Annotated in this window: 7 protein-coding genes and 5 pseudogenes; 9 read left to right on the top strand and 3 right to left on the bottom strand. The window is 69.8% G+C overall.

Features of this window, described 5'->3' with window-relative positions:
• Window positions 1-266 precede the first annotated feature (266 nt).
• Window positions 267-1,700: an ISKra4 family transposase gene (locus QTQ03_RS21325; protein WP_289280660.1), complete on the top strand. Its 1,434-nt coding sequence runs from the start codon at window positions 267-269 to the stop codon at window positions 1,698-1,700.
• 100 nt (window positions 1,701-1,800) lie between these two features.
• On the opposite strand, the pseudogene QTQ03_RS21330 reads toward QTQ03_RS21325, so the two are convergent.
• A pseudogene (locus QTQ03_RS21330) lies at window positions 1,801-2,963 on the bottom strand (IS110 family RNA-guided transposase).
• A gap of 28 nt (window positions 2,964-2,991) precedes the next feature.
• On the opposite strand from QTQ03_RS21330, the gene QTQ03_RS21335 reads away from it, so the two are divergent.
• The 4 genes and pseudogenes from QTQ03_RS21335 to QTQ03_RS21350 all read left to right on the top strand — a co-directional run.
• A complete protein-coding gene (locus QTQ03_RS21335) occupies window positions 2,992-4,293 on the top strand; it encodes an IS4 family transposase (protein ID WP_502889797.1) in 1,302 nt (433 codons plus the stop codon).
• Between the two features lie 199 nt (window positions 4,294-4,492).
• Window positions 4,493-6,214 carry an IS1182 family transposase gene (locus QTQ03_RS21340; RefSeq protein WP_289280931.1) on the top strand — a complete coding sequence of 574 codons (1,722 nt, stop codon included), beginning with the start codon at window positions 4,493-4,495 and terminating at the stop codon, window positions 6,212-6,214.
• Between the two features lie 23 nt (window positions 6,215-6,237).
• A pseudogene (locus tag QTQ03_RS21345) lies at window positions 6,238-6,672 on the top strand (ATPase); the annotation flags it as partial.
• Window positions 6,669-7,636 (top strand): annotated as a pseudogene (locus QTQ03_RS21350) (DUF5682 family protein); the annotation flags it as partial. The pseudogenes QTQ03_RS21345 and QTQ03_RS21350, both read left to right, overlap by 4 nt.
• A gap of 148 nt (window positions 7,637-7,784) precedes the next feature.
• On the opposite strand, the gene QTQ03_RS21355 reads toward QTQ03_RS21350, so the two are convergent.
• Window positions 7,785-8,927 (bottom strand): IS701 family transposase, encoded by a 1,143-nt coding sequence (locus QTQ03_RS21355; RefSeq protein ID WP_289279559.1) that lies wholly within the window; start codon window positions 8,925-8,927, stop codon window positions 7,785-7,787.
• Window positions 8,928-8,993: 66 nt separating this feature from the next.
• Here QTQ03_RS21355 and QTQ03_RS21360 point away from each other — a divergent pair.
• The 3 genes and pseudogenes from QTQ03_RS21360 to QTQ03_RS21370 all read left to right on the top strand — a co-directional run.
• Window positions 8,994-10,769: pseudogene (locus QTQ03_RS21360) on the top strand (DUF5682 family protein); the annotation flags it as partial.
• Between the two features lie 148 nt (window positions 10,770-10,917).
• Entirely contained in the window at window positions 10,918-11,514 is a 597-nt protein-coding gene (locus QTQ03_RS21365) for a helix-turn-helix domain-containing protein (protein ID WP_289279574.1), read from the top strand.
• Between the two features lie 446 nt (window positions 11,515-11,960).
• The gene (locus tag QTQ03_RS21370) at window positions 11,961-13,370 is read left to right on the top strand and encodes a flavin monoamine oxidase family protein (protein ID WP_289279575.1); all 1,410 of its coding nucleotides are present in this window, start codon (window positions 11,961-11,963) and stop codon (window positions 13,368-13,370) included.
• A 198-nt stretch (window positions 13,371-13,568) separates the two neighbouring features.
• Here the strand turns inward: QTQ03_RS21370 and QTQ03_RS21375 are convergent, their stop codons facing one another.
• Window positions 13,569-14,405, bottom strand: coding sequence for a nitroreductase/quinone reductase family protein (locus QTQ03_RS21375; protein WP_289279576.1), 837 nt, complete (start codon window positions 14,403-14,405; stop codon window positions 13,569-13,571).
• Window positions 14,406-14,946: 541 nt separating this feature from the next.
• Between QTQ03_RS21375 and QTQ03_RS30410 the strand changes: the two are divergent.
• A pseudogene (locus tag QTQ03_RS30410) lies at window positions 14,947-15,096 on the top strand (helix-turn-helix domain-containing protein); the annotation flags it as partial.
• Window positions 15,097-15,111 lie beyond the last annotated feature (15 nt).

The raw sequence follows: 15,111 nt of genomic DNA on the forward strand, positions 1-15,111 counted from the left end.
GTGATCACCACGGCACCCGCTACTGAGCCGATCTCAGTGACTTCGTGGTCGGAACCCGTATTCGAATTGGGTGCGGCTCTGGTGAGGTGCGGCGACACGCTGTGTGGCCTGGGGATGTGTTACTGGTTGTGATGGTGAAAGGGATCCTCCCGCTATGTTCGTCGGTTGCGAGACACGAACATCAGCAAAGAGGGAGCCCGGTGCAAGAGTACGCATCCGAGACGGCGGACGATGCTTTCGCCGGCTCATCCGTGCGGTTCGGCGCGATGGTGGACTTCCTGTCCGGTGAGCATGCGGCGGGGATGACTCACGCCGAACTGGAGGAGCGGCTGCATACCGATGGCATGCGGTTGCTGTGTCAGTTGTTGCAGGACAGTCTGGATCTTCGTGCCAGTCGGGAGGAACGGCTCGACGAGGTGACCGACGCCGATAGCCATCTGCGGGGGTGGGCCGAGCGGGGGCGGCAGCGGACGCTGGCCACCCGGTTCGGTGAGGTGGTGGTGACGCGTATCGCCTACCGGGCGCGGGCGCGGGCCGATCTGAACCCGGCGGACGCGGTGTTGAACCTGCCCGTGGAGAAGCACTCGCATGGACTGCGCCGGTTGGCCGCGGCCGAGGCGGCCCGCGGCTCGTTCACCGACGCGGCGGCCGCGATTGAGCGGGCCACCACGGTGCGTATCGGGAAACGGCAGGTCGAGGCGTTGGCCGCCGCAGCGGCGATAGATGTGGATGCCTTCTACACCGCCCACGCCCCGGACTGGTCGGCCGATGATGATGTGCTGGCGTTGTCCTTCGACGCCAAAGGGGTGGTGATGCGCCCCGACGGGCTCCGCGCGGGCACCGCCAAGGCCGCGGTCAGCCAGAAACTGGCCGGCCGCCGGTCCAAGGGCGAGAAACGCAACCGCAAGCGGATGTGCGAGGTCGCCGCGGTCTTCGACGTGACCGGCAAGCCGCGCACCATCGCCGACATCCTGCCCGAGGACCCCGAAGCGGCCCAAACTGCTACCCCGGCGCCGGTCACCTCCGGCAAGTGGCTGCACGCCAGCGTGACCGACGACGCCGCGGCGGTGATCGCCGCCGGGTTCGCCGAGGCCGACCGCCGCGACCCCGACCACGCTCGGACCTGGATCGCCCTGGTCGACGGCAACACCCACCAGATCGACCGGATCCACGCCGAGGCCAAAACCCGCAAGATCACCTTGCCGGTTGTTGTGGACTTCATCCACGTCATCGAGTACCTCTGGAAGGCCACCTGGTGTTTCCACCCGGAGGGCGACCCGAACGCCGAACGGTGGGTCCGCGCCCAGGCCCGGCAGGTGTTGGCCGGACGGGCCGGCATAGTCGCCGCAGCCATCCGACGCAAGGCCACCTACCACGGCCTGGACCCCGGCAAACGCAAACCCGCCGATGTCGCCGCCGCCTACCTGCTGGCCAAAAAACCGTACCTGGACTACCCGACCGCGCTGGCCAACGGGTGGCCGATCGCCACCGGGGTGATCGAAGGCGCCTGCCGCCACCTGGTCAAAGATCGTATGGACGTCACCGGCGCTCGCTGGGGCCTCGACGGCGCCGAAGCAATCCTCAAACTCCGCACCCTGATCAGCAACGGCGACTTCGACCAGTACTGGACCTGGCACCTGGCCCAGGAACAACAACGCATCCACAACAGCCGCTACCTCGGCGGTGCCATCCCACAATAGACGATCACCTCAGAGGAGCCGCACCCATTCGAATTGGGCCGGGTGCCAGGGTCCCGGCAAAGATGCCGAGGAGGGCCGGGGGGTGTCCCTATGGGTTTTGTCAAGCCGCGAGGTGGGGTTCGTCCGCCGGTTTCGGCTGGTATGGGGTCTTGGTGCGCAGCATGGCGTGTAGGACGTCGACGCGGCGTCGGGCGAGGCAGATGAGGGCGGCGTTGTGTTTCTTGCCCTCGGCGCGTTTCCGGTCGTAGTAGGTGCGGCTGGTCGGGTCGGTCAGGGCGGCGAACGCGGACAGGAAGAACGCGCGTTTGAGCTGCTTGTTGCCGCCCTTGGGTGGGTGCTCGCCGCGGATGCTGGTGCCGGAGCGGCGGGTGACTGGGGCCAGGCCGGCGTAGGCGGCGAGGTGGCCGGAGGTGGGGAAGGTGGTGCCGTCGCCGACTTCGAGCAGGATGCGGGCTGCGGTCCTGACGCCGATGCCGGGCATCGAGGTCAGGACCCCGGCAAGAGGGTGCGCATCAAGCATCCCCTCAACCTGTTCGGCGACTTGGTCACGCTGGTGCAGCAGGTCACGCAGGTTGTCAGCCAGTCGCGGCAGGACGGTCTCGGCCGCCGCGGTGCCAGGCACGACGACGGTCTGCGCGTCGAGCGCGGTGAGGATCTGCGCGACCAGGCGTACGCCTATGCGTGGCGCACGCTTCTTGACCATCTCGACCAGTTTCGTCCGGCCGGCCTTGCGCAGCCCGGCTGGTCCACCGCACTGCGACAGCAGCTCCAGCACGGCTGGATGCTGCAGTTTCGGGCCCAGGACCCGCTCCAGCGGCGGGTGGATCTGGGTGAGCAGACCACGAATCCGGTTGGAGATCCGGGTGACCTCGCCGGCGAGGTCGTCGTCGTAGCCGACCAGGACTTCCAGCTCAGCGAGGGCGTCGTCGCCGGCGTCGACGCGGCGCAGCGTGTGCGGCAGGGTGCGGGCGGCGTCGGCGATCACGTAGGCGTCGCGGGCGTCGGTCTTCGCGGTGCCGGGGTGCAGGTCGGCCAGTCGGCGCATGACCAGGCCGGGCAGGTAGGCCACCTGATGCCCACACACGCGCGGGCCACCGCCACGGCAGCGCGCCGATCGATGCGGGCTGGTCGACCACCATCAGGACCCAATGCCACGTAGGCTAGGTTGATCTTGGGTGTGGCCTGCGGTTTTGTGTGGACTCGCGGGTGGTGCGGCGTGGCGGGGTGGCCGTGGTTCGGCGGGCTGTTTTGATCTCGGGTCATGTCGGTGGATGTGGTGGATCGTCCGGCGGTGCGGTCGGATCAGGTCACGCTCGGGGTGTTGATCTCGCAGGTGTCGCGGGAGGAGGTCGACGCGGCGGTTGAGGTGTGCGGGGTGCGGGAGAAGCGGTCGGACGGGAGACTGCCGGCGCATGTGACCGCGTATCTGACGTTGGGGCTGGCGTTGTTCCCCGACGATGACTACACCGAGGTCGCGAGCAGGGTCACCGGGTCGTTGGACCGGTTCGGGTGCTGGAGTGCGGGGTGGAGCGTGCCGACGTCCAGCGCCATCACTCAGGCGCGGAAACGGTTGGGTCGCCAGGTGTTCGCCGAGGTGTTCGAGCGCACGTGCGGGCCGGTCGCGGGTGAGGCGGGCCCGCACGTGCAGGTGGCCGCGCTGGGCACCGCGCGGGGGTCTTTCCTGCGCCGGTGGCGGCTGCTGGCGATCGACGGGTTCGAGGTCGACCTGCCCGACAGCGACGAGAACGCGGCCGAGTTGGGGTACGCCGGGTCGGGGGAAAACCGTTCGGCGTTCCCGAAGGCCCGGGTAGTGGCCCTCGCAGAGTGCGGCACCCACGCCTTCGTCGCCGCCGAGATCGGCGGCTACGCCGTGGGAGAGAAGACCCTCGCGCAGCGCCTGTACCCGCGGCTGCGGTCCGACGAACTGCTCACCGCTGACCGGGGGTTCTACTCCTGGCAGGCGTGGGATGCCGCCCAGGCCACCGGCGCGGCGTTGCTGTGGCGGACCCCGAACCAGCTCGACCTGCCCGTGGTCAAGGTCCTGTCCGACGGCACCTATCTCACCGTCCTGATCAAGCCGACTGTCCGTGGCGGTCGACGGGAACGGCTCCTCGCAGCCGCCCGCGGCGAGGCTGATCTGACCGACATCAACACTGTTCCCGACGCGTTCGACGACCAGGGCCTGCCGGTCGTCCACCTCGCCAGAGTGGTCGAGTACGACGTACCCGACCGCGTCGGTAACGGCACCGGCGAACTGATCGCCCTGATCACCACAATCATCGACCCCGCCGACGCCCGCGCCGACGAACTGGCCGCCGCGTACCACGAACGCTGGGAGGAAGAAACCGCCAACGACCAGCTCAAAACCCACCTCCGTGGTCCCGGACGGGTGCTGCGGTCCCGCCTGCCGGACCTGGCCCATCAGGAGATCTGGGCCTACCTGATCGTCCACCACGCGATCAGCGCACTGACCGCGAAAGCGTCCGCCGCCGCTGACCTCGATCCAGATCGGATCTCCTTCACCAAGGCCCTGCGCCTGATCCGCCGCACCGCCACCGGGACGGCGGACATTCCCCCCTCAGGACTGGACTGATCGACTACCGACCCACCTTGCCCAGATCGCCGCTCTCCTGATCCCCACCCGACGCGAACGCACCTGCCCCCGCGACTCTGCTGCCGAATTCGTGACACGCCGTCGGGATCGTTCGTACTGGCCGGTTACGGGGTCATGATCCCTGTTCGCGGTCGTGTTCCTTCCGTCGGTGGCTGCGGGATGGGGTGTACGGGTGTCGATGCGGCCGCGGTCGCGGGTCCAGATTCCTGATCAGACGGTGCTGGTGGCCCGCGCGGCGTTCCCGAACGGCAGCGTGGCGATATCAGCGCGTGACCACCTGGGTGAGGTGTTCACCGACGAACAGTTCGCTGCCGCGTTCGGTGTCCGGGGCGCTCCGGCCGAATCGCCGGGCGCCTTAGCGCTGGTGACCGCGTTGCAGTTCGCGGAGAACCTGACCGATCGGCAGGCCGCGCGGATGGTCGCCCGGGCGATCGACTGGAAGTACGCGCTCGGCCTGGAGCTGACCGATCCCGGCTTCGACGCCAGCGTGCTGTCCAAGTTCCGTACCCGGCTGGTCGAGCACGGCCTGGAAGAACAGGTCTTCACCGCGATGCTGACCGTGTCGACCGGCAAGGGCCTGATCGCGGCTGGTGGTAAGCAGCGCACCGATTCCACTCACGTGATCAGCGCGGTGCGAGACCTCAACCGTCTGGAGGTGGCCGGCGAGTCGGTACGGGCCTGCCTGGAAACGTTGTCGGTGGCCGCACCGGACTGGCTGGCCACCGCTATCGACGTCGGCGAGTGGGCGCACCGGTACGGGCCACGCATCGATTCCTGGCGGCTACCCGCCTCGCAGGCCAAGCGGGACCGCCTCGCCCAGGTCTACGGCACCGACGCCGTCGCCCTGCTGCGCGCGGTGTTCGCCCCTGCCGCCCCGGTCTGGCTGGCCGAACTGCCCGCGGTGCGGACGCTGCGCACCGTGCTGGTGCAGAACTATCTGATCACCACCGACAGCAGGGGGCGGGAGGTGATCCGGCGGCGGGAGGCGGACACGGACGGTCTCCCGCCCGCCAGATCCCGGATCACCTCCCCGTACGACACCGACACCCGGTGGGCCGCAAAAGGCGACGACCTGTTCTGGAACGGCTACAAGGTCCACCTGACCGAGACCTGCGACCCCGACACCGAGCACGGCACCACCAGCGACCACGACGGCCAGACCGGTCCCCGGCCGACACCGAACCTGATCGTCAACGTGGCCACCACGGCGGCCACCGTCCCCGACGTGAAAGCCACCACCGGCATCCACCAGCACCTGCACGACCGCCGGCTGCTGCCCGCCGAGCACTACCTCGACTCCGGCTACCCCTCAGCCGACACCATCGCCACCGCGCAGACTTTCGGCGTCACCATGGTCACCCCGGCCCTGCTCGACCAGTCCGCCCAGGCCCGTGCCCGCACCGGCTACGACAAGACCTGCTTCACCATCGACTTCGACACCCGGCAGGTCACCTGCCCCCAAGGACACACCAACACCTCCTGGAGCCCCACGGTCCAACGCGGCACCGAGGTCATCGTGGTCAAGTTCCCCACCACCACCTGCGGCCCGTGCCCCGCCCGCGCCCAGTGCACCACCGCGAAACGCGGCGGCCGGCAACTCACCTTCTACCCCCGCGACCTCCACCACGCCCTCACCGCTGCCCGCACCCGACAGACCAGCGACAGCTGGCACGACAAGTACAAGCTGCGCGCCGGCGTCGAAGGCACCATCAACCAGGCCCTCGACATCACCGGCATCCGCCACACCCGCTACCGCGGCCTCGCGAAAACCCGCCTCCAACACGTGTTCTCCGCGATCGCCCTCAACCTCGTCCGACTCCACACCTGGTGGACCGACCACCCCCTACCAACAGCCCGGACCAGCAACCTCCAACGCCTCGATCACGCCCTCGCCGCCTGAACCCCGAATTGGGCAGCAGAGTCGTGGTGACCAACAAACGCAGCGAAACCGAGATCGTGCGGTTCCGCACCGAGGAGCTGCTGCGCCGGCACCGCATCGAGCTGGAGGTGCCGCCCACCCTGCTGGACATCCTGCTGCAGAGCTTCGCCGACCTGCGCACCGCCGCCGCAGCCGCTACCAGCGACGACGAGAAACTCGAGTCGGCGCTGTCCACCGCGGAGCAGATCGGCGTGCTCGAGGACGCCATCCTGCACAGCCAGTTCTTCGGCGACCGGACGCTGCGCGCCGAGACCCTGGCCGGCTCGCTGATGGGGTCGCTGGCCCGGCGCAGCCCGGAGGACCTGGCGATCCTCAACAAGTACCTGCACGGGGTGGTGGAACCCCGGGCGAAGCAGGACGGCGGCGGCTGGGAGGGCTTCCTCGACGGTGGCCGGCAGGCGATCGCCGCCCTGTCATGACCGCCCCCGCCCCGGCAGGCCCGTTCGCTGCCCTGCGCCAGCAGCTCACCGCCGCCGCCACCACCTTCGCTGACTCCCCTGACGCGCTCGCCGGCATCCTCGCTGGTCTGGTCGACGACGTCGATCGAGCGCTCGCCGTACCGCTGGAGATCTTCCCGGTGTGTCACCACTCACCGGCCTCCGGTCTGGCGATGGTGCGCCGGCTACGCGAGAAGCAACCCCGGGTGATCTACCTGGAGCTCTGCGAGGACCTGCAGCCGCTGCTGGGCGAGCTGCGCAACTGCCGCCTCCCGTGGCCGTTCAGGCGTTCGCCTGCGAGCTGGACGGCCACCCGAGCGAGTGGAGCCCACTCAGCGTCGTCGCGCCGATCACCGCGGCCTCCGCCGAGTACCAGGCCATCGCGTACGCCCTGGACACGCCCGGAGTCGAGCTGGTGGCCGTGGACCGCTCCACCGACCACGTCTTCCAGTGGCTGCCCCGCGACCGTGCGGCCCAGCCGGGCAGCGGCAGCGTCCAAACGGGCGAGGACGGCGGCCGGCCCGGCGACGACGACGCTCTGCACGGCGACGCGGTCGGCATGGAGATCGGCGACCTGCGTCCCGGCTTCGCCGAACTGGAGGCGTACCTGCTGCACCACGGCAAGGTGCGCCACTGGTCGGAATGGTGGGACCAGTACGTCGAACAGCCGCTCGCCGGCGCCGACCACGACACCTACCGCCAGGTGATGGTGCTCATCGGCAGCCTGTTCCGCCGGCTGCGCCCGGCTCGCCCCGAACGCTTCGAGCGCGACGAGGACCGCGAGCGGTACATGTGGACACGCATGCGCGAACACCTCACCACCTCCGGCGTCGATCCCGGCGACTGCCTCTACGTCTGTGGCGCCTTCCACGCCGCCAGCCACGTCGAGCAGTTCGGCCTCGCCCCTGGCTCGGTCTCCTTAGTACTGCAACGGCGGGTCGTGACTTATGGCGGTTTGAGTCGTTTGCGGTAGTGGGCGGCTCGGGCTTGTTCCTGGCGGCGACGGCGGAAGTCGGACCAGCGCAGGATGTGGTCGGCTCGACGGCGGGTGGTCAGGACGAGGTGGGCGAACAGGCGGCGGATTTCGTTGCTGCTCAGCGGGATCTGGCTGCGCTCGTTTGCGGTGGTGCCCCCTTTGCGGCTTCGAGGGCGCGGGTGACGACGAGGAACGCGGCGGCGGCCATCGCGAGGGTGATGTGGGCGTACCAGGCGTCGTAGCGGCGGACCTGGTACTGGTCCAGGCCGACCTCGTTCTTCGCGGTCTGGAACGATTCCTCCACCGACCAACGGCTACCGGCGACCCGCACCAGGTCGCGTAGTCGGGTGCCGCGGGGGCCGAAGCAGACGTAGTAGGCGATGTCGCCGGGATCCGTGATCGAGCGTCGGGCCAGGACCCAGCCGCGGCGGCCGTGGGCAAAGGTGCGGCGGATCGGCAGCCGAGCCCAGTCGTAGCGGCGCGGCCCGTGCGCGCCGTCACCACACGACAGTCGTTGCCACGCGCCCGCACGCACCCTGCCGATCAGCTCGTCGACACCGGTGGTGGTGTGCAGCCCGGAGGGCACCCGATCGTCGCGTCGGGTGGCCATCACGTACGCGATGTCCCGATCCTCCAACCAGCCCCGCAGGCCAGGGTTCTGCCCGTAGGCCTCATCGGCCGTGAACCACGAAAACGGCACCCCCGCGGTGACCGCCCGCTCCAGCATGGCCTGCGCCTGCTGCGGCTTGGTCGCGAACCCGACGGCGTCCGGGATCGCCGAGCGCCGGCACCGGTCCCGATCACCGGTCCACGACTTGGGCAGGTACAACTCCCGATCGATCAACGCCCGACCCCGCGGCGTGGCGTAGCACAGGAACGTGCCGATCTGGCAGTTCTCGGTCTTGCCCGCCGTACCCGAATACTGCCGTTGGACCCCCGCCGACGCACGGCCCTTCTTGACGAACCCCGTCTCGTCAGCGATGAGCACCCCGGCCGCATCGCCGATCTGGTCCACCACGTAATCGCGCACGTCATCGCGGACCGCGTCCCGGTCCCACGCCGCGCTGCACAGCATGCCCTGCAACCCGTCCGGCGACACATGCCCAGCCTGCTCCGCGAGGGTCCAGCCGTTACGCCGCTCCAACGGTGCCAGTAGCCCCCGCACATACGCCCATGCCCGCCGCCGCGGCTCCACCCGCTCAAACCGATGCGCGAACCGGAAGAACAACTCCTCCAACCCGGCATCCCACGACCCGACCACCCGCGCATCCACCACAACCAACCAACGAATGATCAGCACCCGAAGCTACGACCCGCCGTTGCAGTATTAGCCGCGGCGACCTGGGCAAAGGCACTGACCCGCTCCGGCCTGACCCCGTACCGGCTCGACGGGCAGCGCGGCACCCGCTCCCGCTCACGCAGGGCCGCCGGCGGTGCCGCACCCACCAACGGTGTCACCGACCGGCTCACCGGGTTCCTCGCCGCGCCGTCCGAGCCCGGCGGCCTCGACGAGGAGGAGCTGCGCGGCTGGTGCGTCGACATCGTCCGGCTCGCCCGCCGCAACGGCTACCTGGCCAGCACCGCCGACGCGATCGCCGTCCACGAAACCGCGATCCTCCTGGCCGGGCTGCGTCACCGGGCCCGCCCCACCCCGTACGACTTCGCCGACGCCGCGGTCACCTGCATCGAGAAGGACACGGTCCCCGGACGGCGGGACATTCGCCGGCTCTGCGAGATCCTGCTCGGCGGCGACCGGGTCGGTCAGGTCGGCTACGACGCCCTCCCGCCGCTGGCCCGCGACGTCCTCGGTCGCCTCCGCCCGCTCGGCTTGGACCTGGAGAAACGCGCCGTCCAGCGGGCCCTGGTCGACCTGCGGGCCGCCCCCCGGCTGGCGGCCTGCTCCGACCTGCTGTGGATGCTGCGGCACCTGCTTCCACCGGACGCGGTTCGCCCGATCATGGGAGAGCGACGGTTGGGACACCGCTCCATCCAGGAGAGCTGGGACATCGCCCTCGGCCGCAACCAGCGGGCCCTGATCGAGCTGGGCTACGAGGGCGTCACCGTGGAGCAGGTGCTGGAGCAGCGGCTGCGTCGGACGGTCCGCGGCCCGCAGGCCACCACAGCCGGCGCGCTCACGGCCGTCGAGGACGCCATCCGGCTACTCGACGTCCCCCGCCTGGTGGACGAGCTCGGCGCCCGGGCCGTCGAGCTGCTCGCCACCGAACGCACCGTCGACGGCGCCCCGGAGGTGCTGCGCCGTATCCGGCGACTGCTGGCCCACTACCGGACCACCACGGCGGCCTTGCCGCCCTGGTCCGAGGCATTCGTGACGGCCGGGTACGCGCACTACTGCACCCTGCTGCCGACCGCGTTCGTCGACGAACAGACCGGCGTGAGGCAGGTCGGCGCCATGCTCGACTTCCTGTTCAGCATGGAAGGCCTGGCGCTGTCGCTCGGCTGCGACAGCACGCAGCTCGAACTCGCGATCGCACAGTCCCATCCGCAGACTCCCACCAAGGTCGCTTTGCACTGGGCGGCCCGGCACCAGCTGGGCCTGCTACCCCTCGCCGAGCTACGCGCCCGCTGCCACGGTCTGTTGGCCAACCGGCTGGTGGTGCCGACCTTCCCGCAGTACCTCTCCGGCTTCGTGCAGGCCCTCGACCCGGTGCCCGGGCTGGCACCGTTCGTGGTGGAGCTGATGTCGACCGCGTTGGCCCAGCTACCCGACCCGGTCCTGCTGCCCTGGCTGCCCACCCTCGTCACCACGCTGCGCGAGCACGGCCCGGAGCTGGTGCCACTGTTGATCCGCGAGGCGGCACACACCTTCCCCGGTACCTTGCCCGCGCTGGACACCTGGGTGCCGCCGTGGGCCGCACCCACGCCGACGCCCACGCCCACGGTCGTGCCGGCGGCACCAGTCGTCAGCCTGCTGACCGACCATCCCGAGGCCGTCGACGCGGTCGCCACACTGCTCGGCTGCCCCGGCGGATGGCGGCGAGACGACGAACCCCGCCACACCGAGGTGGCAGCGCTGCTCACCAAGCACCCCGGCACCGCCACCGCCGTGGCCGGCCTCCTGACCACCAGGTGCGCCACGGCATGAGCACCGGGCTGGCCCGAGGGACGCCGTCCCTTCGGCTGGGTGAGCCGGGTTTCCAGACGGTCAGGTCGGCCCGGGCCCAACGCCCATCGGGTACGCCGCGCTCGGGGCCAGATGAGCAAGCAGGGTTGCCGAATGGCAAACTGATGCTATGGAGGACGAGTTCGATCGCACCCTCGACGCCGTGGGGCCACGGCTCAAACGCCTGCGCCTGCGCACCGAGATGACGCTCGCTGACCTGGCCGCACGAACCGGCATCTCGGTGAGCACACTCTCCCGGCTCGAGGCCGGCCTGCGCCGCCCGACGCTCGAACAGCTGCTGCCACTCGCCAAAGCACACGGCGCGACCCTCGACGAACTCGTCGACGCGCCTCCCACCGGCGACCCACGCATCCACCTGCGTCCCGTCGCCTGCTCCGACGGGTCGGCAATCATCCCGCTCACCCGACGGCCCGGCGGAATCCAGGCATACAAGTTCGTGCTCCCCGCCAGCGGCGACGACACCCCACCCCAGATGCGGACCCATGAAGGTTACGACTGGGTTTACGTCCTCAACGGCACACTTCGTCTCGTCCTGGGCGATCACGACCTGCTTCTCGGCGCCGGTGAGGCGGCCGAATTCGACACCTGCACACCGCATTGGTTCGGCGCCACCGCGTCCGGCCCCGTCGAGTTCCTCAGCCTCGTCGGCAGACAGGGCGAACGCGCACACGTCCGCGCCGCGCCCAAAGCAGGCTCGTCCACGTGATGGAAGGCACCGCACGGCCATGAAGCAAGACTTGACCGTCGGTGCTGACGCCCCCCGATGTACCGGATGCGGTTCCCCGACGAGGACACCACCAACCTCACCGGACGGCGACCACCCATTTGGAAGGGACAGGAGTCGGCCGGCACGAGATCAGTGGGCAGACCTGAGAAGGTGAACGCTGGCCGCTGGTACCCGGACCCTCAGCGCTCCAGCCGGACCCTCAGCGCTCCGGGCTGCCCTGACGGCACGGTTCGGATGCCGCCACCTGCGACGACCCTTACGAGGGACGACACCATGAGTGGCACGAAGCTATCCGAAATCGCCTTAAAATGACCTCATGTCCCCGGACATGAGGCTGGAGGTGCATGGACGAGTCCTCGTCGGACTCGACCAGGAGACCCCTTTCCTGTGAACCCATCCCGACGACCCTTACGAGGGACGACACCATGAGCGGCACGAAGCTATCCGAAATCGCCTTAAGCCGGCGCGGCGTCCTGACCGCGGTCACGGCGGCCGCCGCCGCGCACACCGTCCTGCGGCCGCCGCCGGCCTCGGCGGCCCGTGCGCGCACCGCCTCCGACGTCATCGTGGTCGGTGCCGGCTTCGCGGGCGTCACCGCAGCCAGGGCGCTGCGGCGCAAAGGGCTGCGCGTCCGGGTCCTGGAGGCGCGCAACCGGATCGGCGGCCGGACCTGGACCACGACGTTCGAGGGCGAACAGGTCGAGATGGGCGGCATGTGGGTCGACCCGTTGCAGACCCACGTGTGGCGGGAGATCGAAAACCAGGGCATCGGGATCGTCGCCGACCCGGCGGCCGATCGGGCGCTGTTCCCGACCGCCACCGGGTTCGGGTATTTCAGCCCCGAGGAGGCGTTCGGCCGGCAGGGCGCGCTGCTCACCCGGTTCTCCGAGCGGGCCCGGGAGCTGTTCCCGGACGCGGCGAACCCACTGGCTCGGGCCGACCTGCTGCACCACGTCGACCCCCAGAGCATCCGGGACCGCCTCGACGCCATGTGCCTGTCCGCCCTGGACGAGAAGTGGCTCACCGGCGCGACCGGCAGGCTCGGCGGGGGATCAGACCGCGGCGCGTACACGCAGTTCCTGCACTTGTGGGCGCTGTGTAACCACAACGCCGACCAGTACTACGGCATCAACACCTACCGGCCGGCAAGCGGCATGACCGGCCTCGCGCGGGCCATCCTGACCGAGGCGGCAGCCGACGTGCGGCTCAACTCGCCGGTCCGGTCCATCATCGACACCGGCCGGGAGGTGATCGTCCGCACCCGGACCGGCGCGTCGTACACGGCCGCGTCGGTCGTGGTGGCTGTCCCGGTGAACGTCTGGAACACCATCGAGTTCGGCCCGGCTCTCACGCCGGAACGGCGGCGCGCGTCGAGCCAGACCTTCGGCGTGCCCACCGCGCACAAGCTGTGGCTGCGGCTGCGGACCTCGCTCGGCAACACCTACGTGCACACGCCCGAGGGCTACCCCGTCGACACCCTTGTGCCGATCAAGCAGCTTGCGGACAGCCAGCTGATGGTCGGGTTCAGCGGCGACAAGCGGCTCGACGTCAACGACGTGGCGCAGGTCGAACGGGCCGTACGGCTGGTCGTGCCGGACGCGACGGTGCTCGCCGTCCGGGGCCAGAGCTGGGGTGCGGACCCGCACGCGCTGGGCGGCTGGTCGTTCCGCCAACCCGGCCAGTTGACCGGGTTGCTGAACGCCGTCCAGCTCCCGCAAGGCCGGATCTCGTTCGCCACCAGCGACATCGCCAGCGGTTGGAGCGGCCACGTGGACGGGGCGATGGAGTCCGGGCTGCGCGCGGCCGAACAGGTGGCGCGCTACGCGACGAGGTGACCCCTCCGGCCGGCCCCGCCCCTGCCGACGCATCGCGAGGAGCAGTGGAACTCGACTACGTGGTGGGGGCGGGACCGGCCGGGTGCGCGGTGGCCACGGCCGAGTGCCGGTACGTCGCCGTCAACCCACCGGCGTGGCCGCGGCCGCGAAGGCCGGCGGTGGACAGGTCGTTGCTGTCCTTCTGTTTCCGATACCCACCTACGTGGGTGCGTCGAGGATCGGGATCAGTTGTTCCTCCTCGTAATCGAGGTGGCGTTCGAGTTCCGTGGCGAGTCGGTCGACCTCGGCCTGCAGCGTGGCCCTGTCGAGGTCCGGGGCGTCGAGGACCCGTCGCAGGTGGGCGAGCAGGACGGCGATCGCCTCGTGCTCGGCCCGCAACCGGTCCAGCACTGGCGCAAGGTCGGGCCGCCGGTGGCCGACGCCGGCGAACATGACCTCGTCCTCGTTTGTGTGGTGGCCGGAGAGGCCGGTGCACAGGGTCAGGCAGTTCACCCGCAGCTGGGCCCCGAGTATCGGACCCGACTTCGCGACCTCGTCGCGGATCAGCCCCAGTTCCCGACGGAACGCCCCATGGACCAGCTCGAGTGCATCACCCATCGAGCTTGCGTTCATCCGTGGCGGACCGGGGATCGCCGTAAGGGCCACCACCGGTAGAACCCGGCTCGTCTTGGCCTGGTACTCCGCCCATCCAGGGTCAGCCTCGACAGCCCGAGCGAATGCCCGGTCACGTTCCCCACCCGTGAGCAACGTGGCTTCCGCCTCGTATGTGAAGGCGCCGTCCTCAACGGTGACGACCGGATCGGCGACCAGGTTGTGGTACCAGTCCGGATCTCGGGGTGCGCCGCCCGCCGAAGCGATGATGAGGACCCGGCCACCCCCGTCGGGCAGGTATCCGATTGGGGCGGTGTGCGGCCGGCCCGACCGGGTGCCGGTGGTGGTCAGCAGGAGCAGTCGGGCACCCTCGAACCAACCGCCGACTCGGCCCTTGTTGGCACGGAACTCGTTGATGACACGTGTATTGAGATCGTTCGGCATGCACAGCTTTCTGTGTGACGGGACCCCGCGAACCGAGCACGGCGCGAAGAGCGCGCCGCGGCTACCCGGCTGCGGAGAGAAACTGGGGTGGCGACAGCCAGGAGAAATGACATTCGAAAAAGGGAGGGGCGCGGGCAATAGGCGGCGGTCGAGGCCGCCCGGCGGTCACGCGCTAGCCGGGTGCCTCACTCGGTAATGGCCCACGGCCGACCCGGCAGTCACGAGAAGCACCTTAGCCGGAATGCCCCGGCACGGACAAGACCGCCCGGGCGGCCCGCGAAACAGGGCGCGATCCTTGCGGGCGACGGGGTCGTTCCGCCCCAGATACACGGGATAGACGAGTTCAGCGATTTTGCGAGTCTCGCCCGGCGCGATCGCAGGTGGAACGCGACGACGTCGGCCTCGGAGACAGGCCGATCTTCACCGCCGCGTCGCTCCCGAGCACCTGGCAGTCGGATCAACGGACGCGAACACCGGGTGCAACACCATCCCGTCCAGCTGACCCGAAGGTACGAGCGGGGCGAACTCGCTGGGGCACTGGCTGCGGACCCACCGCATCAACGCTCACCTGAGCCAACACGACCTGGCCGAACGGGCGAGCATCAGCGTCCGCGCACTCAGGGACATCGAGCAGGATCGGGTCCGGCGACCGCGTGAGGCGTCCTTGCGGCGGCTGGCCGCCGCTGTCGGTTTGCCACCGGCGATT

The sequence above is a fragment of the Micromonospora sp. WMMA1363 genome (assembly GCF_030345795.1).
Taxonomy (GTDB): domain Bacteria; phylum Actinomycetota; class Actinomycetes; order Mycobacteriales; family Micromonosporaceae; genus Micromonospora.

Bases quoted from the DNA above. Each gene is read 5' to 3' on its own strand.
- QTQ03_RS21325 (WP_289280660.1), top strand. From the start codon at position 267: ATGGTGGACTTCCTGTCCGGTGAGCATGCGGCGGGGATGACTCACGCC.
- QTQ03_RS21340 (WP_289280931.1), top strand. From the start codon at position 4,493: ATGCGGCCGCGGTCGCGGGTCCAGATTCCTGATCAGACGGTGCTGGTG.
- QTQ03_RS21365 (WP_289279574.1), top strand. From the start codon at position 10,918: ATGGAGGACGAGTTCGATCGCACCCTCGACGCCGTGGGGCCACGGCTC.
- QTQ03_RS21370 (WP_289279575.1), top strand. From the start codon at position 11,961: ATGAGCGGCACGAAGCTATCCGAAATCGCCTTAAGCCGGCGCGGCGTC.
- QTQ03_RS21375 (WP_289279576.1), bottom strand. From the start codon at position 14,405: ATGCCGAACGATCTCAATACACGTGTCATCAACGAGTTCCGTGCCAAC.